Annotated in this window: 20 protein-coding genes; 6 read left to right on the forward strand and 14 right to left on the reverse strand. The window is 64.1% G+C overall.

Going from position 1 to position 20,478, the window contains the following annotated elements; genetic code table 11:
- Positions 1-72 precede the first annotated feature (72 nt).
- The 3 genes from EJ072_RS13140 to EJ072_RS13150 all read right to left on the reverse strand — a co-directional run bounded on the left by EJ072_RS13140 (position 73) and on the right by EJ072_RS13150 (position 3,699).
- The gene (locus tag EJ072_RS13140) at positions 73-1,068 is read right to left on the reverse strand and encodes an ABC transporter permease (protein ID WP_126080072.1); all 996 of its coding nucleotides are present in this window, start codon (positions 1,066-1,068) and stop codon (positions 73-75) included.
- Positions 1,065-2,630, reverse strand: a complete 1,566-nt coding sequence (locus EJ072_RS13145; RefSeq protein WP_126080073.1) for a sugar ABC transporter ATP-binding protein — start codon at positions 2,628-2,630, stop codon at positions 1,065-1,067. Before EJ072_RS13145 ends, EJ072_RS13140 begins: the two co-directional genes overlap by 4 nt.
- A gap of 106 nt (positions 2,631-2,736) precedes the next feature.
- Positions 2,737-3,699: a sugar-binding protein gene (locus EJ072_RS13150; RefSeq protein WP_126080074.1), complete on the reverse strand. Its 963-nt coding sequence runs from the start codon at positions 3,697-3,699 to the stop codon at positions 2,737-2,739.
- Between the two features lie 623 nt (positions 3,700-4,322).
- Here EJ072_RS13150 and EJ072_RS13155 point away from each other — a divergent pair.
- Together EJ072_RS13155 and EJ072_RS13160 are read left to right on the forward strand one after the other, a co-directional pair.
- Positions 4,323-5,435, forward strand: coding sequence for a LacI family DNA-binding transcriptional regulator (locus EJ072_RS13155; protein WP_189341992.1), 1,113 nt, complete (start codon positions 4,323-4,325; stop codon positions 5,433-5,435).
- Positions 5,436-5,539: 104 nt separating this feature from the next.
- Positions 5,540-6,340: a class I SAM-dependent methyltransferase gene (locus EJ072_RS13160; RefSeq protein ID WP_126080075.1), complete on the forward strand. Its 801-nt coding sequence runs from the start codon at positions 5,540-5,542 to the stop codon at positions 6,338-6,340.
- A gap of 14 nt (positions 6,341-6,354) precedes the next feature.
- Here the strand turns inward: EJ072_RS13160 and EJ072_RS13165 are convergent, their stop codons facing one another.
- Positions 6,355-7,059, reverse strand: a complete 705-nt coding sequence (locus tag EJ072_RS13165) for a YafY family protein (protein WP_126080076.1) — start codon at positions 7,057-7,059, stop codon at positions 6,355-6,357.
- A 127-nt stretch (positions 7,060-7,186) separates the two neighbouring features.
- Here EJ072_RS13165 and EJ072_RS13170 point away from each other — a divergent pair, with 127 nt between their 5' ends.
- Positions 7,187-7,822, forward strand: a complete 636-nt coding sequence (locus tag EJ072_RS13170) for a LysE family translocator (protein WP_126080077.1) — start codon at positions 7,187-7,189, stop codon at positions 7,820-7,822.
- Positions 7,823-7,843: 21 nt separating this feature from the next.
- On the opposite strand, the gene EJ072_RS13175 is transcribed toward EJ072_RS13170, so the two are convergent.
- The 7 genes from EJ072_RS13175 to EJ072_RS13205 form a co-directional block, all read right to left on the reverse strand.
- Positions 7,844-8,935: a 3-deoxy-7-phosphoheptulonate synthase gene (locus EJ072_RS13175; protein ID WP_126080078.1), complete on the reverse strand. Its 1,092-nt coding sequence runs from the start codon at positions 8,933-8,935 to the stop codon at positions 7,844-7,846.
- A gap of 202 nt (positions 8,936-9,137) precedes the next feature.
- A complete protein-coding gene (locus EJ072_RS13180; RefSeq protein WP_126080079.1) occupies positions 9,138-9,932 on the reverse strand; it encodes an SDR family oxidoreductase in 795 nt (264 codons plus the stop codon).
- A gap of 376 nt (positions 9,933-10,308) precedes the next feature.
- Positions 10,309-11,301 carry an inositol 2-dehydrogenase gene (gene iolG, locus EJ072_RS13185; protein ID WP_126063304.1) on the reverse strand — a complete coding sequence of 331 codons (993 nt, stop codon included), beginning with the start codon at positions 11,299-11,301 and terminating at the stop codon, positions 10,309-10,311.
- Positions 11,302-11,375: 74 nt separating this feature from the next.
- The gene (locus EJ072_RS13190) at positions 11,376-12,146 is read right to left on the reverse strand and encodes an ATP-binding cassette domain-containing protein (protein WP_042637543.1); all 771 of its coding nucleotides are present in this window, start codon (positions 12,144-12,146) and stop codon (positions 11,376-11,378) included.
- A 2-nt stretch (positions 12,147-12,148) separates the two neighbouring features.
- Positions 12,149-13,225 (reverse strand): ABC transporter permease, encoded by a 1,077-nt coding sequence (locus tag EJ072_RS13195; RefSeq protein WP_126080080.1) that lies wholly within the window; start codon positions 13,223-13,225, stop codon positions 12,149-12,151.
- Positions 13,226-13,333: 108 nt separating this feature from the next.
- Positions 13,334-14,275, reverse strand: a complete 942-nt coding sequence (locus EJ072_RS13200; protein ID WP_126080081.1) for a sugar ABC transporter substrate-binding protein — start codon at positions 14,273-14,275, stop codon at positions 13,334-13,336.
- Between the two features lie 353 nt (positions 14,276-14,628).
- Entirely contained in the window at positions 14,629-15,660 is a 1,032-nt protein-coding gene (locus tag EJ072_RS13205) for a LacI family DNA-binding transcriptional regulator (RefSeq protein ID WP_126080082.1), read from the reverse strand.
- A 189-nt stretch (positions 15,661-15,849) separates the two neighbouring features.
- On the opposite strand from EJ072_RS13205, the gene EJ072_RS13210 reads away from it, so the two are divergent.
- Genes EJ072_RS13210 through EJ072_RS13220 form a run of 3 tightly spaced genes read left to right on the forward strand, consistent with a single transcriptional unit; the run spans position 15,850 to position 18,540 of the window.
- Positions 15,850-16,956 carry a fatty acid desaturase family protein gene (locus tag EJ072_RS13210; RefSeq protein ID WP_126080083.1) on the forward strand — a complete coding sequence of 369 codons (1,107 nt, stop codon included), beginning with the start codon at positions 15,850-15,852 and terminating at the stop codon, positions 16,954-16,956.
- A gap of 37 nt (positions 16,957-16,993) precedes the next feature.
- A complete protein-coding gene (locus EJ072_RS13215; protein ID WP_126063309.1) occupies positions 16,994-17,308 on the forward strand; it encodes a MocE family 2Fe-2S type ferredoxin in 315 nt (104 codons plus the stop codon).
- The gene (locus tag EJ072_RS13220; RefSeq protein ID WP_126080084.1) at positions 17,305-18,540 is read left to right on the forward strand and encodes an FAD-dependent oxidoreductase; all 1,236 of its coding nucleotides are present in this window, start codon (positions 17,305-17,307) and stop codon (positions 18,538-18,540) included. The genes EJ072_RS13215 and EJ072_RS13220 overlap by 4 nt, the downstream gene beginning before the upstream one ends.
- A gap of 7 nt (positions 18,541-18,547) precedes the next feature.
- On the opposite strand, the gene EJ072_RS13225 is transcribed toward EJ072_RS13220, so the two are convergent.
- The 3 genes from EJ072_RS13225 to EJ072_RS13235 all read right to left on the reverse strand — a co-directional run bounded on the left by EJ072_RS13225 (position 18,548) and on the right by EJ072_RS13235 (position 20,376).
- A complete protein-coding gene (locus EJ072_RS13225; RefSeq protein WP_126080085.1) occupies positions 18,548-19,507 on the reverse strand; it encodes a DUF1402 family protein in 960 nt (319 codons plus the stop codon).
- 189 nt (positions 19,508-19,696) lie between these two features.
- Positions 19,697-20,140, reverse strand: coding sequence for a type II toxin-antitoxin system VapC family toxin (locus EJ072_RS13230; protein ID WP_126080086.1), 444 nt, complete (start codon positions 20,138-20,140; stop codon positions 19,697-19,699).
- Entirely contained in the window at positions 20,137-20,376 is a 240-nt protein-coding gene (locus EJ072_RS13235; RefSeq protein ID WP_126080087.1) for a hypothetical protein, read from the reverse strand. Before EJ072_RS13235 ends, EJ072_RS13230 begins: the two co-directional genes overlap by 4 nt.
- Positions 20,377-20,478 lie beyond the last annotated feature (102 nt).

The raw sequence follows: 20,478 nt of genomic DNA on the forward strand, positions 1-20,478 counted from the left end.
GACGAATCCGCACGCGCCCGGCGTCTCATCCGCGAGCATCGATCCAATCAGGCCGTTGTCCGAAGAGCGAGATTACTCCGCCGGCGCGCCGGCAACGTTCTGGCGCGTCGCTTCGATCATGCGGCGCCGGGCGCGGAAGACGCCCCATTGCTGGTCGACCAGCACGCCGATCAGGATGACGCCGCCCATTACCGCGAAATTGAGCGATGAGGGGATGCCGAGCAGGTTGACGAGGTTCTGCAGTTCCTGCAGCAGCACAGTTCCGAGCAGGACTCCGACCAGCGAGCCCTCGCCGCCGCGCAGCGAGAAGCCGCCGAGCACCGCCGCGGCGATGGCGTAGAGTTCATAGAACTGGCCGTGGCTCGCCGGCGAGATCGAGCGCGTGTACATGGCGAAATAGATCGCCGACAGCGCCGTCAGCACGCCGCAGATGACATAGGCCGCGATGATGATCCGGCCGGTGCGGATGCCGGAATATTTCGCCGCCTCCTCGTTCTTGCCGATGGCGTAGAGATAGCGGCCGAACACCGAGCGGTGCAGCACCACCCACATGACAATGGCAATGACGATCAGTGCGATGAAGGAGTTCGGCAAGCCGTAGGAGCGGCCCGCGGTCAGGAATTCGAGCGTCGGGAAATTCTGCCCGAAGGCAAAGCCCGCCGTACCATCGGCGGTGTAGAAACGCGCCACGCCGCGATAGATCAAGAGGCCGCACAGCGTCACCACGAAGGGCTGCAATTTCAGCCTTGTGATCAGCCAGCCATGCACGAAGCCGATGACGGCGCCGAGCACGATGATCACCACGAAGGCCAGCGGCCAGTCCAGTTCGCGGACAGCGATGAAGTCGATGAACAGGGTGCCGAGCAGCGCGATCAGCGAGCCGACCGACAATTCGATGCCGCCGGTGATGATGACGAAGGCCTGACCGATCGACAGGATGCCGAACAGCGCGACGAGGTTGGAGGTGTTGGCGAGATTGATCGCCGACAGGAAGCGCGGATTAATGGCCGTCACCACCGCGCCGACCACCAGGATCAGGATCAGCAGGCCGAGATCTTTCTTGCTCATTCAACTCCTCCCGCCGCTTGCAGCAGTTTCGGCTTCTTGCCGACCGCCAGCAAGAGCACGTTCTCCTGGCTGAAATCGTCCTTGTCGAGGATGCCGGAGATCTGCCCCTCATGCATGACCGCGATGCGGTCCGAGACGCCGATCACCTCTTCCATGTCGCTGGAGATCATCAGCACCGCGACGCCGGCATCTGCCAGCGCCCGCATCAGTCCGTAGATTTCGGCCTTGGCGCCGATATCGATGCCACGCGTCGGCTCGTCCAGGATCATAACCTTGGGGTTCATCGCCAGCCATTTGGCGAGGACCACCTTCTGCTGGTTGCCGCCCGAAAGCGTGCCTGTGCGGGTCAAGACCGAGGGCGCCTTGATGCCCAGGTTCTTCTTCTGCTTTTCCGCCGTCGCAAGCTCGGCGCCGGCCGAGACCAGCGAACGCCTGGCATGCGCCGGCAGGTTGGGCAGCGAGATGTTCTGGGCGATCGAGAGATCGAGCAATATGCCGGTGAGCTTGCGGTCTTCCGGCACGAGGAAGATGCCGGTCGCTACCGCGTCGGCGGCCGAGCCGACATTGAGCGGCTTGCCGTCGAGCGTGACGCTGCCGCCCAGCCGCTCGTCAATGCCGAACAGCACGCGCGCGAGCTCGGTGCGGCCGGAGCCGACAAGGCCCGCAAGGCCGAGTATCTCCGCGCGCCTCAGCTCGATGCTGACCGGCCGGTCCGGATAGGTGCTGGTGCGGATCGCGTCGGCCGACAGCGCCACACTGCCCGGCGCGCGCGTGGCTTCGCCCGCCTTCTCGCGCTCCTTCAGCATGCGGCCGATCATCAGCCTGACCATCTCGTCGTGATTGATCCGGTCCTTCGCCAGCGTGCCGGCCAGCGTCCCGTCGCGCAGCACCACGACGCGGTCGGCGACGCGCTCGATCTCGTGCAGCCGATGCGAAATGAAGATGACGCTGATGCCTTGCGCCTTCAGCCCCTTGATGACGTCGAGCAGTTTTTCGGTTTCCGCCATCGGCAGGCTGGAGGTCGGCTCGTCGAGGATCACAAGGCGGGCCCTGATCGACAGCGCCTTGGCGATCTCGACCATCTGCTGCTGGGCGAGCGACAGCGACGCGACCGGCGCGTCGGCCGAGAAATTGGCGCCGACACGCTTCAACAGCGGCGCCACCATTTCGCGCAGCCTGGCGCGGTCGACCAGCCTCAACGGCCCGGCCTTCAGCGGCTCGCGGCCGAAGAAGATGTTGGCGGCGACGTCGAGATTTTCGAAGAGATTCAATTCCTGGTGCACGAAAGCGATGCCGGAGCCGATGCTCTGCTCGACGGTCAGCCCGTCATGCGCGACGCCATCGACGGTGATGGTGCCGCTGTCCGGCCGCGTCACGCCGCCGAGGATCTTCATCAGCGTCGATTTGCCGGCGCCGTTTTCGCCGACAAGGCCGATGACCTCGCCGGGCCGGACCTCCATCGAGAACCGGTCCAGCGCGACAACGCCCGGATAGGTCTTGCGCACGGCCTCGAGGCTCAGGAACGGAGCGGTGTCTGGGTGAGTGGTGTCGGTAGAGGTCATCGCGCCTGACAGCAGCCGGTGGGCCACAGACTGACCGGCCTTGGCGGGTCCGTCAATACGAACGCCGGCTCAAGGAATCCCTTGAGCCGGCGCACCTGTCTTGGGCTTACTTGCCCTGCATCGCCTTGAGGTTGGCGGCGTAGGCGTCGACATCATCCTTGCCGATGATCTTGGTCGGGATGATGATCAAGCCGTTGGCCGGGATGCCCGACTTGTCGCCCTTGAGGTAGGAAGCCATCAGCTTCATGCCCTGATAGGCCCATTCGAAGGGCTGCTGCACCACGGTCGCGGCAACAGTGCCTTCCTTGACGCCGCCCAGCGTGATCGGATCGTCGTCGAAGCCGACGACGGTGATCTGGCCGAGCTTGCCGGCGTCGCGCAGCGCTTCATAGATGCGCGGCGTGTTGTAGGAATAGAAGCCGACCATGCAGGTGATGTCTGGGCTGGCAACCAGCGCGTCCTCGACATTCTTCTTGGCGCGCGCCTGGTCGATATCGTCGCCGCGCACGTCGACCAGCTCGATCTTGCTGCCGGCGAGCCCGTCCTTCATGCCCTGGATGCGCTCCTTAGCGTTGTCGGCGCCGAGCAGGCCGACGAAGCCGAGGCACTTGCCGCCGTCCGGCATCGCCTTCTTGGCGATCTCGGCCGCCTGCTTGCCGGCATCGACGTTGGACGAGCCGATATAGGCGACGCGCTTGGTCTGCGGCGCGTCGGAGTCGGTGGTGAACAGCGCGGTTTCGGACGCGATCTTGTTCAGCCCGTCGGTCGAGGTCTTGGGATCGACGGCCGAGACCATGATGCCCTTGACGCCAGCCGTCACCAAGTCATCCATCAGCCGCTGCTGGATGGCGACCGAGGACTGTTCGGGATACTTCAGCTCGAGATTATAGTCGGGCAGTTCGCCCTGCGCCTTCTTAACGCCGGCTTCCGCCGCCTTCCAGAAGTCTGACGCGCCGTTGACGACGAAGGCCAGCGTCGGCTTGTCGTCCGCGCGGGTAACCGCCGTGGCCGCAAGTCCGATGAGCAGGGCCGCCGCGGCGACAGATGCGTTACGGATCATGGATTTCATAGTTCAACCTCCCTTGTAGAACCTGACTGTAGAACTCGTCGCCGATGTCTGGCCGCGGTCCGGACAACCCTCCTCCTCAAGGGTCTGGCGCAAAGGTCCGCCGACTTAAGAACGGTGCCGATCGGGCCGCGGTCGAGACACTAGACACTCATGTGGCGTTCGTAAATAGTCCGATTTGTCCGACATTTCGTGGAAACGGATGCAGGCCCAGACCGGCGATAAAAGCCGGGTTTCGAGCGAGCGTCCCTCGCACCTGCCGCGCCGAACGGATGCCCGGACAGCCACGGCGAGTTGACAGTAGAACGCTTGCCGCTATTAGTAAAGACTATTAGTTATGAAGCCGCGAGGCGCACTTTCGACGCGGAGGAGACGCTGGTCGAAGGACGTGCCGGGAGTAAGGAGGGCGAGCGCTACAAAGTCTGCAGCCGCGCGGAAAATGGCCGAATTGTCAGCATTGCTGACCTTGTCTGACCGGTTTCGTCGCAAAGCGGCGTAGCCAGCGATTTGCATGTCATGCCTGCTAATACATATTAGTTGGCGCATGTCGGTAAACGCAGCGGCCTCGACCATCTTGCCGTTGCCGCCGCCTTTGATTTAGAGCCGGCTGGGTTTGGGAAACGACCATGAGCGAACCGACGGACCTGCGCGATCCTCCCGGGGCTTCCAGGCGCCGCAAGCCGGCGGCCAAGCCGAAGGGGCGCGTGACCATGACCGACATTGCGCGCGCCGCCGGCTGCTCGCAGGCGACGGTCTCGTTCGTGCTCAACAATTCGCCGGGCATCAGGCTGTCGCAGCAGACACGCGACCGGGTGATCGAGGCGGCGCGGGCGCTGGGCTATTCGCCGCCGGTCTTCTCGGCGCTCAGGCCGCCGGTGACGCCGTTCGAGGGCCTGGACGGCGTCATCGGCTTCGCGGTCGACCAGCTCGCCACCAGCCCCGAGGCGGTGGTCGCCATCGAGGGCGCGCGGCAGGCCTCGTGGAACGCCGGCAACGTGCTCTTGGTTGCGCAGACCATGGGCGACGCGGTGATGGAGCCGCGCGCGATTTCAGCGCTGACGCGGCGGGGCATCTCGGCGCTGATCTATATGACCATCTTCACGCGCGAGATCACGGCGCCGGATTTCCTCTACAGCCTCGACATCCCGGTCGTCCTGCTCAACTGCTACACCGCCGACTATGCCTTCCCGGCCGTGGTTCCCTCCGAGATCGCCGGCGGCCAGAGCGCGACAAGGCACCTGATCGCGCATGGCCATCGCCGCATCGCCACCATCACCGGCGAACCGTGGATGCAAGCCGCGCAGGATCGGCTCAAGGGCTACCGTCGTGCCCTCGCTACCGCCGACATCCCCTTCGATCCCGAACTGGTGGTCGAGGGCGACTGGTCGGCCAGCGCCGGCTACGCCGCGACGGTGAAACTGCTTGGACTCAAGGAGCGGCCCACCGCGATCTTCTGCCAGAACGACCGCACCGCGATCGGCTGCTACGAGGCGCTGAAGGAAGCCGGCCTGCATATCCCGCGGGACATCTCCGTGGTCGGCTATGACGACGAGGAGATCGCCCGTCATCTCTTCCCGCCGCTGACCACTTCGATCCTGCCGCATCTGGCGATGGGCCAATGGGCGATCGAGCAGTTGGAAACCCCGCCGACGCCCGGCCGCGGCCGCTATCCCATCACCAAATTGGAGTGCCCGCTGGTGGAGCGGGAGAGCGTGGCGGGCGTGAAATCACCTACATAACCGCCGATCCGGTCGGCTACCTTGCTGCCGATGTTGCAGATTGCCCGGCGACTATGCAGCAGTTGCGCCGTCGTTTAGCTTAAGCTGATGAAAGGGAGGTTCCGATGACGTCCACCTTCACCGTCCATGCAGCATCCGGTTATGAGCAACTCATGGGGCGCTGGAGCCAAAGGCTCGCGCCCAAATTCATCGATTTCGCCGGGCTTGCCCCCGGCGAGACAATCCTGGATGTCGGCTGCGGCACCGGGAGCCTGACCTTCGAGCTGGCGAAATCGGCCGATCTTGCCGAGATCCAGGCCATCGATTTTTCCCCGGTCTTCGTGGCGGCGACGAAGGAGAAAAACACCGATCCGCGCATCACCATCAGCCAGGCCGATGCCACGGCGCTGCCTTTCGCGGACAATGCATTCGACCGCGCGCTGGCGCTGCTGGTGCTGCATTTCGTGCCGGAGGCCGGCAAGGCGGTGGCCGAGATGCGCCGCGTGGTGCGACCAGGCGGCATAGTCGCGGCAGTGGTCTGGGACCATTACGGCGGCATGACCGGGATGCGCATGATGATCGACACTATGGCGGCGCTCAGCGAAAGCGGACGCCAAATGCGCAGCCGCTACTGCTTCCAGCCGATGATGCAGCCGGGCGAGATGAAGCGGACCTTTGTCGAGCAGGGTCTCGTCGAAGTCACCGAGGCCGAGCTGATGATCCGCATGGACTACGCGGATTTCGACGACCTCTGGGCGCCGATCGGCGCCGGAGAAGGCCCGCTCGGCAAATACATCACCACTCTGGATACGGCCGAGCGGCAGCGCGTCGAGGCCGCCATGCGCGATGCCTATCAGGCCGGCCGGCCCGACGGCCCGCGATCCTTCGCCAATGTCGCCTGGGCCTGTCGCGGCATCGTGCCCTGAAGCCAAGGCGCGCGTCAGTTGCCGCCGGTGGCCGCGGCATTGATCTCCCAGCCGTCGACCCAGACCTGCCGCAGCCGGTCGCCCTCGCCCTTGAACCACAGGTTCGTTGGCCGGCAGTCCTCGATGCGGTCGCTGCGGAAATTGCGGATCGCCTGGCGCAACTCGCACCAGGCGACGATGTTGGCGGTCTCGGCATAATAGATCAGCGCGACCGGACGGATGATGCGCTCGCTCGCCCGTCCCGCCTCGTCGCGGTAGGAGAGAGCGAGCTTCTCCTCGTCGCGGATGGCGCGGCGGACCTGCGCAAGGTCGACGGCGGAAGCTGAAGGCGCCGCAAAACCCCAGGCATGAAGCGCATTGGCGTCGAGCGTCTGCCGCAAGGGCGACGGCACGGCGCCGGCGATCTTGGCGCCGACGCGTTTTGCCGCCTGCTTCAGCTCGTCGTCACCGGTGCGTTCGAGCAGCGCCAGCGACAGCACGATCGCTTCCATCTCCTCGATGGAAAACATCAGCGGCGGCAGGTCGAAGCCGGGGCGCAATATGTAGCCGATGCCCCGTCCGCCCTCGATCGGCACGCGCATCGCCTGCAGGGCGGCGATGTCGCGATAGACCGAGCGCACCGTCACCTCCAGTTGTCCGGCCATCGCAGCTGCGGTCACCGGTTTTCTGGCCAGACGCAGGATCTGGATGATCTCGAACAGGCGCGAGGCCTTGCGCATTTTTCCACCCGACCGAAACGCAACTGACACATCCCCGTCAGTTGGCGTGACCTATAGGGCCGCCTACGCACTTCAAAAATCAACAGATTCCTTTTTGCCCCGGCGGGCGAAGCGACAGGCAACTGACATGAGCTATGGCGAAAACCTCTGGCTGTTCTTCGTGCTTCTGTTCGGCATCATCGCCGTTCCGGGCATGGATATGCTGTTCGTGCTGGCCAACGCGCTGACCGGCGGCAGCAACCGTGGCCTGGCCGCGACCGCAGGCATCATGCTCGGCGGCGCGGTGCACACGCTGAACGGGGCGATCGGGGTCGGCCTGCTCATGCATTTCGTGCCGGTGCTGTTCACGCCGCTGCTTATCGTCGGCGCCGCCTATATGGCCTATATCGGCATTTCGCTGATGCGCAGCTCGATCACCGTCGGCGATGACGGGCCAGCCGGCAGCCGCTCGGCCTGGCAGGCGTTCCGCCAGGGCCTGGTCACCTGCCTGATCAATCCGAAGGCCTATCTCTTCATCCTTGCCGTCTATCCGCAATTCCTGAAGCCGGCTTACGGTCCGATCTGGATGCAGGCGACGATCATGGGATTGCTGACGGTCGCCACACAGGCGGCGATCTATGGCGGGCTCGCCGTTACAGCGGGCCGCAGCCGGGGGCTGCTGGTCGACAATCCGCGAGCGACCATATTCGCAGGCCGCGCAGCAGGGTTGTTGCTGTTCGGGGTATCGATCTTCACCGCCTGGGAAGGGTTGAGGGCGGCCTGACCGCCGCCCTCTGCATTCGGCTTATGCCGCGCCCTGGCGGCTGGCGAGCAACTCGCGCTTCACGGACCGGCGCCATTCGACGGCGCCGGCAAGGCCGTGAAGCACGGTCTCGGTGGTCGCCCAGTCGATGCAGCCGTCGGTGATGCTCTGGCCGTAGGTAAGCGGCTTGCCGGGCACGACGTCCTGGCGGCCGGCGACGAGATTGCTCTCGATCATGACGCCGATGATGCGCTCGTCGCCGGCTGCGACCTGACCGGCAACGTCATGCGCCACCTTCGGCTGGTTCTCCGGCTTCTTGGCGCTGTTGGCGTGGCTGACATCGATCATCAGCCGCGGAGCGATGCCGATGCGGCCGAGCTCGGCGGCGGCGGCATCGACGCTTGCGGCATCGTAGTTCGGCTGAATGCCGCCGCGCAGGATCACATGGCAATCCTCATTGCCCGTGGTGGCCGCGATCGCACTGCGGCCGCCCTTGGTCACCGCCATGAAATGATGCGGCTGGGCTGCCGACTTCACCGCTTCGCCGGCGATCCTGAGATTGCCGTCGGTGCCATTCTTGAAGCCAACCGGGCAGGAGAGGCCCGATGCCAGCTCGCGATGGATCTGGCTTTCGGTCGTGCGCGCGCCGATGGCGCCCCAGGCGACGAGGTCGGCGATGTATTGTGGGATGGTCATGTCGAGGAACTCGGTCGCCGCCGGCAGGCCGAGATTGTTGACGGCCGACAGCACGTTGCGCGCCATGCGCAAGCCCTTCTCGATGTTGAAGCTGCCGTCGAGATCGGGATCGTTGATCAGCCCCTTCCAGCCGAGCGTGGTGCGCGGCTTCTCGAAATAGACGCGCATGACGATCTCGAGCCGGTCGGCCAGGGTCTCGCGCAGCGCCGCCAGACGGCTGGCATAGTCAACGGCCGCGACCGGATCGTGGATGGAACAAGGGCCGACGATGACAAGCAGTCGATCGTCGGCCCCGGTCAGGATCGAATGAATGGTGTTGCGCGAGGCGGCAACGGTGCGCGTCGCGGTGAGCGAGCGCGGTATCTCGCGCATCACCTCGTCCGGCGTGCTCAAGGCTCTGATTTCGGTGACCCGAAGGTCGTCTGTGGTGGTCAACACGGCTTTCTGCTCCTGATTTAGGAGACCTGCCGGCTTGAAACAAAAAAGCCGCCAGGTCTGGCGGCTTGTCGGATTTTGATCTGGAGTTTTTCAGATCGAGCGCAATCCTCCCGCCGCCAGCGAGCTACCGTAGCTAAAGTACCAAAACGAGGCGGTCAGGTGGATCATGCGGCTCATATAGTCGATGCGAGGGCGGTTGTCACTACTCCCCAATCACGCCGGCTATGTTCTGATCATAATCGACGAGGGAGCCGGTCATGACGCCGGCCTGAGGGCTCAGCATATAGGTGATCAGCCGGGCTAGCTGCGCCGGCTTGACCAGCTGGCCCATCGGCTGCGCTGCCTCTGCCTTCTCCAGCCAGTCATCCGACGCTCCGTGCCATTTCTTCTGCACGATCGCCTCGCCCTCGGTGTCCATCCATCCCGGCAGCACGGCGTTGCAGCGGATGCGGTTCTTCCGGTAGGCGCTGGCGACATTCTTGGTCAGCGTCATCAGCGCACCTTTGCTGGTCGAATAGGGCGTGAGGAAGGACTGGCCGGCATGCGCCGACATCGACAGCACGTTGACGATCGAGCCGGGCGCCTTGCGCTCCAGCAGATGCGCGACAAGGCCCTGCATCAGGAAGAAGGGGCCGCGGACATTGGTGTCGAAGATCTGGTTGAAGAGTTCTTCGGTGGTCTCCACTAACGACCCCCGCGCGGACGTGGCGGCGGCGTTGACCAGCGCGTTCAAGGTTCCGAAATGCTCAAGCGCCGTCGCGACCGCGCGCTTGCAGTCGGCGACCTTGGCGACATCGGCGCTGATGAAGATGGCGTCGACGCCGTTTTTCTTCAGCACTGCCACCGCCTTGTCGCCCTTTTCCTGCGAGCGGCCGATCAGCGCGAGCGCGCGGCAGCCCTCGTCTGCAAGCGCTTCCGCGACGGCGAAGCCGATGCCCTGCGCGCCGCCGGTGACGATGGCGCGTGTTTCTGAATTGCGACCGGCCAAACCGCTCATCGCTGTGCTCCTGTGTTTTGAATGACCAATGGATTTTCGAGATTCATTGACGTTCCGTTCGGTTTCCCGGTGCCTTGGCCCACGTTGATAACTTGGCCGAAGCGGCCCGACTTCGTCATCCTAGGGCGAAGCAGGAGCGTAGCTCCGTTGCGGAGACCCTAGGATCCATGCCGTGACCCCGGCCGAAGAAAGCGGCGGAGCAGAATTTCTGGACCGTTGCACACCGCTCCGATGTAACGGCATGGATCCTCGGGTATGCGCGCGTCGCTTCGCTCCTTGCTCCGCCCGTGGATGACGACGCGATGGATGTTCCGGCTAATCGCCACCCTTGCAGACCAACAAACCGACCATCCTTCAAAGCGTTCGCCCAACCGGACTAATCGACGCGGACGGTCTTCCCCGTTTTCGCCGACTCCAAAGCCGCGTCGGCCAGCTTCAGCGCGATCAGTCCGTCCTTGCCGCTCGGCGCCGCCTTCTTGCCGGCAGTCGCCGCGGCGATGAAGGAGGCGATCTCATTGGCATAGGCATCGATGTAGCGGGTCATGAAGAAGTCGTGTAGCGGCGGGCGGGTGTAGCCCTTGTCGTTGGCGAGCTCGATCGAGACCGGCCGCTGGTTCTCGGCGGCGACCATGCCTTTCGAGCCATGCACCTCGATGCGCTGGTCATAGCCATAGGTGGCGCGGCGTGAGTTGGAAATGACGGCCTGCCTGCCGGACGCGGTTTCGAGGATGACGCTGACCGAATCGAAATCGCCGGCTTCGCCGATCTTCTTGTCGACCAGCACCGAGGCGTGGGCGCTGACCGCGACCGGCTCCTCGCCGAGCAGGAAGCGCGCCATGTCGAAATCGTGGATGGTCATGTCGCGGAAAATGCCGCCGGAGCGGGCGATGTAATCGAGCGGCGGAGCGCCCGGATCGCGGGACGTGATGGTGACCATCTCGACCGTGCCGATGGCGCCGTCGTCGATCGCCTTGCGCACGGCGGCGAAATGCGGGTCGAAGCGGCGGTTGAAGCCGACCATCAGCGTGGCGCCGGTCTTCTCGACCACCGCCAGGCATTTTTCGACGCGCTCGACGGAGAGGTCGATCGGCTTCTCGCAGAAGATCGCCTTGCCGGCCTTGGCGAAGCGCTCGATCAGGTCGGCATGGGTGTCGGTCGGCGTGCAGATGATGACGGCGTCGATGTCCTTGGCCTTTTCGATGGCATCGATGCTGCGCACTTCGGCGCCATAGGCAGAGGCCAGCTCGGTCGCCGCTTTCTCGAAGGCATCGGCCACGGCGACGAGTTTTGCCTGCGGGTTGGAAGCGACGGCGCGGGCATGCACCTTGCCGATGCGGCCGGCGCCGAGGAGAGCGAAGCGGAGTGTCATGGAATGTCCTTCGAGGGTGGGTTTGTAGGCCTATCCGCGCCTTGCGGCGCGGACGATTGGTTCGTCGGACGCCGTCAGGCGGCCTGCAGTTCCGCCTGGCCGGTCTTGGCGCCGGTGATGTAGGCGACGATGTCGTTGCCATCGGTGTCCTGCTTGCGCAAATTGGCGACGATACGCCCGCGGCGGAAGACGACGATGCGGTCGACCAGGTCAAACACCTGGCGCATGTTGTGGCTGACCAGGATCAACGGCTCGCCGTTCTCCTTCAGCGTGCGGATGATGTTTTCGACCTGCGCGGTCTCCTGCACGCCGAGCGCCGCGGTCGGCTCGTCCATGATGATCAGCTTGGAGGCGAAGGTCGCCGTCCTGGCGATCGCCACGCACTGGCGCTGGCCGCCCGACATGTGGCGGATGGTGCTGGAAAGGTTAGGAATCTTCACCGCCGTGCGGACAAGCGCTGCCTCGGTGGCCTTGCGCATCGCCTTGCGGTCGAGGATGGAGAAGGGGCCGAGGTTGAACAGCACCTTCTCGCGGCCGAGGAACAGGTTCGACGGCACGTCGAGATCATCAGCCAGAGCGAGGTTCTGGAACACAGTCTCGATGCCTGCCTCGCGCGCCTCGATCGGGCCGGCGAAGTTCACCTCCTTGCCGTCGAACCAGATCTTGCCACTGGTGCGCTGCTCGACGCCGGTGATCTGGCGCACGAAGGTCGACTTGCCGGCGCCGTTGTCGCCCATGATGGCGACATGCTCGCCCTTGCGCAGCTCGAAATTCGCCTCCTGCAGCGCGTGCACGCCGCCATAATGCTTGGTGAGGTTTTCGGTTTTCAGAACGATATCGGACATGGTCAAGCTCCTATCGCGCGGCGGCGCTGGCGCCATTGATCGAGAACGACCGCGCCGACGATGATCACGCCCTTGACCATCTCCTGATAGTAGGCGTCGAGGCGCAGGAAGGTGAAGCCGGAAATGATGACGCCGAAGATCAGCGAGCCGATCACGGTGCCGATGATCGAGCCGCGGCCACCCGACAGCGAAACGCCGCCGATGACCGCCATGGCGATGGCGTCGAGCTCGTACATGACGCCCATGCCGGCCTGGGCGGTGAGGTTCTTGGACGACAGCACCACCGCGGCGATCGCGGCCAAGATGCCGGCGATCGCGTAGACCAGCACCTTGTGATTGGCGATCTTGATGCCCGACATGCGCGCGGCGTCCTCGTTCGAGCCGATGGCGTAACAGTGCTTGCCGTATTTCGTGTAGGTCAGGATGAGCTGGAACAGGATCGCCAACGAGATGAAGATGACGACCGGCATCAGCCCCTTGCCGATGGCCGCGAAGCTGTCGGTCGGAAACGAGATCGGCTGGCCCTTCGACCACCATTTGGCGATGCCGCGGGCGGTGACCATCATGCCCAGCGTGGCAATGAAGGGTGGGATGCGGGTGTAGGCGATCAAGAGGCCGTTGATCAGGCCGGCGATCAGGCCGCAGCCGACAGCAACCAGCAGCGGCACGATGACCGGCAGGTCGGTCCAGCCATAATTGATGAACATCGCCTTGGGATTGGGATTGCCGTTGACGGTCGCGACCTGGGCGAAACTCATGGCGATCATGGCGGTGGCGCCGACGATCGAGCCCGAGGACAGGTCGATGCCGCCGCAGATGATGACCTGGGTGACGCCGATGGCGATGATGCCGACAATCGAGACCTGCAGGATGATGATCTGCAGGCGCTGCTCGTTGAAGAGCCCGGAAACATTCTCGCGGGTGTTGAACAGGAAGCTGTCGCCGAGGAAGACGCGGCCGACCAGCTCGAAGGCGGCGACCAGGATGACCAGGGCCAGGAACACGTTGAACTCGGCCGGCCACGGGCGCTTCTTGGCGTCGTAGCTCAGCCCGCCAATGCCATGCGATGTCTGTGACACGTCTTCTTCCTCCGTCGGGCGCAGCTGTCCGGCCTCCCGCGCGGGCGGGAGGAAAGGCGGAGCGGCGCGCTTGTTCCGATTGGACGCGCCGCCCCGTATCGAGGCGCCTCAGTTCTTCTTCAAGAACTTGTCGATGTTCGCCGGTGTCACGAGCTGGAACGGGATGTAGACCTTCTTGTCCACCTTCTCGCCCTTGGCGAGCTTGAGCGCGGCGTCGAGCGCGCCGGCGCCCTGGCCGGCGGCGTCCTGGAAGACCGTCGCATCGAGATCGCCGGCCTGCATGGCCACCAGCGCGTCCTGGGTGGCGTCGACTCCGCCGACCACGACCGACTTCATGTCGATATTGGCGGCCTTCATCGCCTGGATGGCGCCGATGGCGCTTTCGTCGTTGTTGGCGATGACGCCGTCGAAGGCCTTGCCGGACGACAGCCAGTTGGTCATCAGGTTCTGCGCCTCGTCACGCTTCCAGTTCGAGGTCTGCTTGTCGATGATCTTGATGAAGCTGCAGTCCGGCGTGGCGATGACCTCGTCGATGTCCTTGGTGCGCTGCACCGCGGCTTGGTTGGAAAGCTCGCCCATGATCACATAGACATTGGCTTCCTTCTTGCCGGCTTCCTTGAACAGGCGGCAGACCTCCTTGGTCTCGAGCGTGCCGGAATCGGCTTCGTTCGAGGCGACGAAGGCCTGGTTGTCGGGAAGCTTGTCGACATTGACCGGCTCGCGGTTGACATAGACCAGCGGGATCTTGGCCGCGGCGGCAGCGTCCGACATCGCCTGCGTGGCCGAGGTGTCGACCGGATTGACGATGATGGCGTCGACGCCCGAGGCGGCGAAGTTCTTGATTTGGTCGAGCTGCTTGGCGACGTCGTTCTGCGCGTCCTCGACCTGCAGCTCGACGCCATCCATGCCCTTGGCCTGCGCGATCATGCCGTTGCGCAGCACGGTGAGGAAGTTGTCGTCGAAAAGAGCCATCGAAACGCCGATCTTGGCGGCGAAGGCGGATGAACACATCAGCGCCGAAAGCGCGACGCCCAAAAGAAGTTTCTTCATTTTCTCCTCCACTTGGTGTCCGGCTGCACCTATTGAACCGGAATCCCCGGTTTGCCCGGGGAATCTCTCCCTGCGGCCATGCGGCGTCGCCAGTCGACTGGAACGCCTCTTCCTCCGTTCGAACAGGCGCTCCGGAACGAAAGAACCAAAAGGCCTGTTTGGTGAAATATTTATTCCATTTCGTTTCGGAAACGTCAAGGGCGATTCCGACCGGGGCGGCCGGTTTTCGATCACTATGGGCGGGGCGAGGACCAAATTCGTCGAAATTTGCGCCCTTGCCCGGGTGAACCACGATGAAAGAATCCATCAGGCTGATGGATTCTTTCACATCGGCTATATCGTGATCGGCGCGCCTAGATGTTTTCGGGCAGATAGATGTCGAAGGGCAGGAAGGTCTGCCCCGGCGCATTGGCGGCGCCGCTTTCGATGGCATGGGCCATCAGCCCGACGAGTTCGCGGCAGAGCGCCGCGAGCGGCGTCGAGATCACCATGGTGAGGATGTTGTCGGCAAGCGCCGCGCGCGAGACGGCGTTGATCTCGTTGCAGATCACGACCGGCATCTCGGCCGGGCGCGCCGTCCGCAGCGCCGAGACCGCGCCCTCCATGCCGCCGCCGGCGACATAGCAGCCGGCGAGATCGGGATGGCGGGCCAGGAGGTCGAGCATGGCGTCATGCGTCACGTCGTTGGCCTCGAGGTTGACCAGCGTCTCCATCACGGTGAAGTCGGGCGCGTGCTCGCGAAAGAATGAGCGGAAGCCGATCTCGCGCAATTCGTGGCCGTGGAAGCGATGGCTGCCGACGAAAAGCGCGACCTTGCCCGGCTTCCTGGCGGCCTTGGCGATCATCCAGGCGGCGCTGCGCCCGACCTTGCGGTTGTCGAGCCCGACATAGCCCTCGCGGATGCCGGCGGCAAAATCCGACAGCAGCGAGAAGACCGGCTGTCCCCTCGCCTTCATTGTCTCCACGACCGCCGTCAGAGTCGGATGGTCCGGACCGACGACGGCGATGGCCCTGGATTTCGCCGCAAGCCCACGCATCTGGGCGGCGATCTCATCGGGCGCCAGCGAAGCGGCGAAATCGATGGCTGCAACGCCGCGAAAACGCTGCGACTGTGCGACAGCGAGCTCGAGCTCCTTGGCGAAATCGCCATAGAAGACGTCATTGCCCCTGAGCAGCAGGAAGCCGAGCCGATATTCCGGCAATTCCTGGCGCATGCGCTGCTTGATCAGCCCGGCGGCGTGATAGCCGATCTCGGTGGCGGCGTCATAGACCCGGCGCGCCGTCTCCTCGCGCACCGGCAGACGGCTGTTCAGCACCCGGTCGACAGTGGCGACGCTGACGCCGGAGACGCGCGCGAGATCGGTAATGGTCGGGCGCTTTGCCATGAATGCTTCCTCGCTTGTCCCACTCCGGCTATCCGGCTCACCCATATCTCATTCTGATAGAAAATGATAGAAACTATCTTTGTGATGTTGAGATTATCAGATCTTGCGGCTATGCTGAAGTCCAAAGTCAGCGATCGCGCGAGCCCCGCATGGTCGGGCGCTTCGCCAAGGCTCTGACGGAGGACCCCAATGACGGCAATCACGTCTTCGGCGGCGTCGCCGCGTGACTACAGCCTGACCGGCCGGGACGCCAGGCTCGCGGTCGAGAACGGGCTCGCCGCGGCCGAGTGGTACCACACCGATATCCCGCGCAAGCAGATGAAGGAGCTGATGCAGCGCTCCGACGAGCCGGCGATCCGCGACACCATCATCTGGCTCGCCGCTTTCGTCATCAGCGCCGCGGGCGGTATCTGGTTCTGGGGCAGCTGGTGGTGCGTGCCGTTCTTCTTCGTCTACGGCACGCTTTACGGCTCCTCGACCGATTCCCGTTGGCACGAATGCGGCCACGGCACGGCCTTCCGCACGCAGTGGATGAACGACGCCGTCTACCAGCTCGCCTGCTTCATGATCATGCGCAATCCGGTGACCTGGCGCTGGAGTCATACGCGCCACCACACCGACACCATCATTGTCGGACGCGATCCCGAGATCGCCGTCATGCGCCCGCCGGACCTGTTGCGCGTGGTGCTGAACTTCTTCGGCATCGTCGACGCCTGGCATGCGATGACCGACATGCTGCGCAATGCCGCCGGCATCATCAGCCCCGCGGAAAAGACCTTCATTCCCGAACAGGAGCAGCCGAAGGCGATCCGTGTGGCGCGTATCTGGCTCGCCATCTACATCGCGACCATCGCGCTGGCGCTCTACCTGCATTCATGGCTGCCGCTGATGCTCGTCGGCCTGCCCCGCCTCTACGGCGCCTGGCATCACGTGATGACCGGCCTGCTGCAGCATGGCGGACTCGCCGAAAATGTCATCGATCACCGCCTGAACAGCCGGACGGTGCTGATGAACCCGATCAGCCGCTTCATCTACTGGAACATGAACTACCATGTGGAGCACCACATGTTCCCGATGGTGCCCTATCACGCGCTGCCCAAGCTGCACGAGATGATCAAGCACGACCTGCCGCCACCGACGCCGTCGATCCTGGCCGGCTACCGCGAGATGATCCCTGCCTTCCTGCGCCAGCTGCGCAACGAGGATTACTTCCTCAAGCGCGTGCTGCCGCCGACGGCAAAGCCCTACCGGGAAGAATTGCACAACGACAGCCCGGTGGCGGCAGCGGCCGAGTGAGCTGCCGAAGGCTGACCAGGAATTTCACGAGGACGAGATGAGCGACTGGGTCGAGGCCTGCGCGGCCGGGGATATCGACGAAGAGGACGTGATGCGGTTCGACCATGCCGGACGCACCTTCGCCATCTACCGCAGCCCAGACGACGAGTACTTCGCCACCGACGGCCTGTGCACGCATGAAAAGGTGCATCTGGCGGACGGGCTCGTGATGGACGACATCATCGAATGCCCCAAGCACAATGGTCGCTTCAACTACAAGACCGGCGACGCGCGCGGCGCGCCGGTTTGCGTGAATCTCAGGACTTATCCGGTCAAGGTCGATGCCGGAAAGGTCCTGATCCAGGTCGGATGACGGCGATGCCGGGGATGGTGATCATTGGTGCGGGCGAGTGCGGCGGGCGCGCCGCGCTTGCGCTCCGCGATCTCGGTTATGACGGGCCGGTGACACTGGTCGGCGACGAGCCGCATCTGCCCTATGAGCGACCGCCGCTGTCGAAGGACGCGATGACCGGTGAGGCTCCGGGCATCAAGGCGATCGCCACAGAGGAGCTCTTCGCCGAACGCGCGATCCGGCACATCCATTCCGTCCGGGCCGTCGCGATCGACCGCGCGGCCCATATCGTGCAGCTGTCGGACGGCTCTTCGCTTGCCTACGACAAGCTGCTGCTGGCCACCGGCTCCGTGCCGCGGCAGTTGCCGATGCCAGGCCTTGGGTCGCGCTGCGTCTATCTGAGGACCTTCAGCGACGCGTTCGCCATCCGTGCCCATCTCGGTGCGGAAAGGCGCATCGCCGTCATCGGCGGTGGGTTCATCGGGCTGGAGCTTGCCGCCTCGGCGCGCAAGCTCGGCGCCACGGTCACCGTCATCGAGGCGCAGCCGCGCATCCTGAGGCGCGGCGTGACGGCCGAGATCGCGGAGATCATTCACAAGGCGCATGAGGCCGAGGGCGTCCCGATCCGCACCGGCCAGGGGATCGCCGCGATTGCCGATGACGGCAAGGACGTCGCCATCACGCTGGCCGACGGACAAAGGATCGTTGCCGATCTCGCGGTGATCGGCATCGGCGCCGTGCCGGTGACGGCGCTTGCCGCCGAAGCGGGGCTCGCGATCGACAATGGCATCGCCGTCGACGAGCATTTGCGCACCGCCGACCCGGATATCTTCGCCGCCGGCGATTGCTGCTCGTTTCCGCTGGCGATCTATGGCGGCCGTCGCGTGCGGCTGGAGGCCTGGCGCAACGCCCAGGAACAAGGCGCATTGGCCGCCAGGAACATGATGGGCGCCAACGAGGCGCATGGCGCCGTGCCTTGGTTCTGGTCGGATCAGTACGGCCTGACCTTGCAGATCGCCGGGCTTCCCGACGAGGGCAAGAGCATCGTGCGGCGCGACCTCGACGACGGCGCCTTCATTCTGTTCCATCTGGCGGAGGACGGCAGGCTGGTCGCCGCCAGCGGCATCGGCCCCGGCAATGCGGTGGCGCGCGATATCCGCCTGGCGGAGATGCTGATCGCCAAGCGGGGGAAGCCGGCGCCGGAAGCGCTCGGCTCGCAGGCGGTCAAGCTGAAGTCGCTGCTGGCAGCTTGAGGTCTGGTTAGAAAAGCGCCTTCAGCTCGTCCAGCTTGTCGTTGACCAGCCAGCCGTAATAGTTCTCCTCGGGCAGCTTTTCCGGTTCGCCGGCGGCGCGGCGTCTGTCGTTCTCGGCCTTCAGCGCATAGGCGCGCTGCTCGGGGTTGCCGACATTGTAGAGCGTGGCGGTAAGCCCCGGATTGTGGGAGATGTCGAAGCCGGCGATGCTGCGATAGGCGTCGATCGACTTCCTGATGGTCGCTGCAACGTAAGGCAGCGTCAGGTCCGGGTCCATGATGGTCTTGTAGACCGCATTGGGATCCTCGACATCAAGCTTCGGCAGGCCGGAGACCTTGTGCACGAGATCGCTCATCTGCAGCGCGGTCAGCGGGTTCAACTGGCCGAGACCGAAGGTCTGGCCGGCATAATAGGGCTGGAAGAAGGTTGCGCCGAAGCGGTCGTTGGGGAAGCTTGTGCCGCCGACGGTCTTGCCGCGAAAGGCATGGTTCCACACCTGCTCGCGGCATTCCCACAGATCGTAGCTGTCGTCCATGCCGGCGCATTTCTTGAATTCCGGCCGCTGAACGAAATCGCCGACATCCTCGCCCTCATAGGCGAAGGTCAGCTTGCTCGACAGATAGGACATCGCCTTGACGTAGTAGGTCTGCAGGCGGTCATAGGCGTCGACATTGTAGGTGTGCTCGCCGACGATGGCGCCGACGATATGCATCGGATCGATACCGTAGGCAGCCGCCACCTTCCTGATCTTGCCGCGCAGCTCGGCATCGTTCTGCAGCAACGCGTAGACTTTACGGTACTTGGCCTGGAAGGTGGTGTTGGTTGCCTGGGTGCGCCGGCTGGACGCGCCCGGAATGTCCGGCTGCACGGCGTTGCGATTGCCCGGAGGCACCATGGTCGCGGCATCGGCGATCGTCACCGCCGCCGCCAAAGCGATGCCCAGAAAAAGCAGGATATATTTCTTCATGCCGCCGCCTTTGAATTCGCGGCAAACTAGGAAAAGCGCACGACAGAGTCGAGAGAAGGCGCGGTCAAACCGGATCGAAAGGCGGCCAGATGGTACCGTCTGGCCACACTGCAGGTTTTAGATAAAGGACCGTCACCAAGAGATCAGCCGCCGTTAAATTGCCGAGCCGGCGGATATCGGTCAACGGCATTAATCCGAGCCAGCTGAGAGCTGCTCCAGGGTCATGCAGAGATTGGCGATTTCACGGGGAGCCTTCTGGTGCAGCACTCGTACAAGGCGTTCATCCGCGGTCACAAAGCGACAGTTTCGGCTCATCGCAAGGCAGACATACATGCAGTCATAGGCCGGATGACCGATATCCGTCGCCAGTTCGGTCGCTTTGGCGAGCAATCCCCGCATGCCGAACAATTCGATATCGCTACGCTCCAGCAAGCTTGCGGCCATCTTCGCCTCTTCGCGACTGACTTCACCGCGCAGGACCTTCTTCCAGAGAATGTTGGCGCACTCAACGATCAGCAGTTCCGGCGCCGCGAAGCGTCGACCATGCCGCAAGCCAAGTGCCAGAGACGTACCCTCCTCCTCGACCACCCATTTGACAGCGATGCTGGCGTCTACGACGAGCGTTTCCGTCACCGTTCGTCACGTCCTTCGCGCAGCAGCACTTCGGAGGGTGTCTGCTTTCGCTGCGCGGTGAGCCGCCGCAGCCGGGCGGCCAGTTCATCGAACGAGGGCTCGCTCTCATTTTCCAGCGCCTGCCTGAGGATTTCACGGTGCTCGGCCTCAGCCGAGCGCCCATGCCGGGCGGCACGCATCTTCAGCTTGGCGATCAAGTCGTCATCCAGATTGCGGACGTGCAGATTTCCGGCCATACGCCTTCCATGCTCTCATTGAGAGCAATGATAGCATTGGGCCAGCATCCAATCAAGACCCGCGCTGGGCGCGGCAGACATCCGTCCCATGCGCCAACGAGC

This window comes from Mesorhizobium sp. M2A.F.Ca.ET.046.03.2.1 (assembly GCF_003952425.1).
Lineage (GTDB): Bacteria > Pseudomonadota > Alphaproteobacteria > Rhizobiales > Rhizobiaceae > Mesorhizobium.

Coding starts and splice junctions, on each gene's coding strand:
- iolG (WP_126063304.1), bottom strand. CDS start 11,301: ATGACACTCCGCTTCGCTCTCCTCGGCGCCGGCCGCATCGGCAAGGTG.
- EJ072_RS13160 (WP_126080075.1), top strand. CDS start 5,540: ATGACGTCCACCTTCACCGTCCATGCAGCATCCGGTTATGAGCAACTC.
- EJ072_RS13165 (WP_126080076.1), bottom strand. CDS start 7,059: ATGCGCAAGGCCTCGCGCCTGTTCGAGATCATCCAGATCCTGCGTCTG.
- EJ072_RS13180 (WP_126080079.1), bottom strand. CDS start 9,932: ATGAGCGGTTTGGCCGGTCGCAATTCAGAAACACGCGCCATCGTCACC.
- EJ072_RS13235 (WP_126080087.1), bottom strand. CDS start 20,376: ATGGCCGGAAATCTGCACGTCCGCAATCTGGATGACGACTTGATCGCC.
- EJ072_RS13170 (WP_126080077.1), top strand. CDS start 7,187: ATGAGCTATGGCGAAAACCTCTGGCTGTTCTTCGTGCTTCTGTTCGGC.
- EJ072_RS13225 (WP_126080085.1), bottom strand. CDS start 19,507: ATGAAGAAATATATCCTGCTTTTTCTGGGCATCGCTTTGGCGGCGGCG.
- EJ072_RS13210 (WP_126080083.1), top strand. CDS start 15,850: ATGACGGCAATCACGTCTTCGGCGGCGTCGCCGCGTGACTACAGCCTG.
- EJ072_RS13215 (WP_126063309.1), top strand. CDS start 16,994: ATGAGCGACTGGGTCGAGGCCTGCGCGGCCGGGGATATCGACGAAGAG.
- EJ072_RS13145 (WP_126080073.1), bottom strand. CDS start 2,630: ATGACCTCTACCGACACCACTCACCCAGACACCGCTCCGTTCCTGAGC.
- EJ072_RS13190 (WP_042637543.1), bottom strand. CDS start 12,146: ATGTCCGATATCGTTCTGAAAACCGAAAACCTCACCAAGCATTATGGC.
- EJ072_RS13155 (WP_189341992.1), top strand. CDS start 4,323: ATGAGCGAACCGACGGACCTGCGCGATCCTCCCGGGGCTTCCAGGCGC.
- EJ072_RS13140 (WP_126080072.1), bottom strand. CDS start 1,068: ATGAGCAAGAAAGATCTCGGCCTGCTGATCCTGATCCTGGTGGTCGGC.
- EJ072_RS13205 (WP_126080082.1), bottom strand. CDS start 15,660: ATGGCAAAGCGCCCGACCATTACCGATCTCGCGCGCGTCTCCGGCGTC.
- EJ072_RS13150 (WP_126080074.1), bottom strand. CDS start 3,699: ATGAAATCCATGATCCGTAACGCATCTGTCGCCGCGGCGGCCCTGCTC.
- EJ072_RS13200 (WP_126080081.1), bottom strand. CDS start 14,275: ATGAAGAAACTTCTTTTGGGCGTCGCGCTTTCGGCGCTGATGTGTTCA.
- EJ072_RS13220 (WP_126080084.1), top strand. CDS start 17,305: ATGACGGCGATGCCGGGGATGGTGATCATTGGTGCGGGCGAGTGCGGC.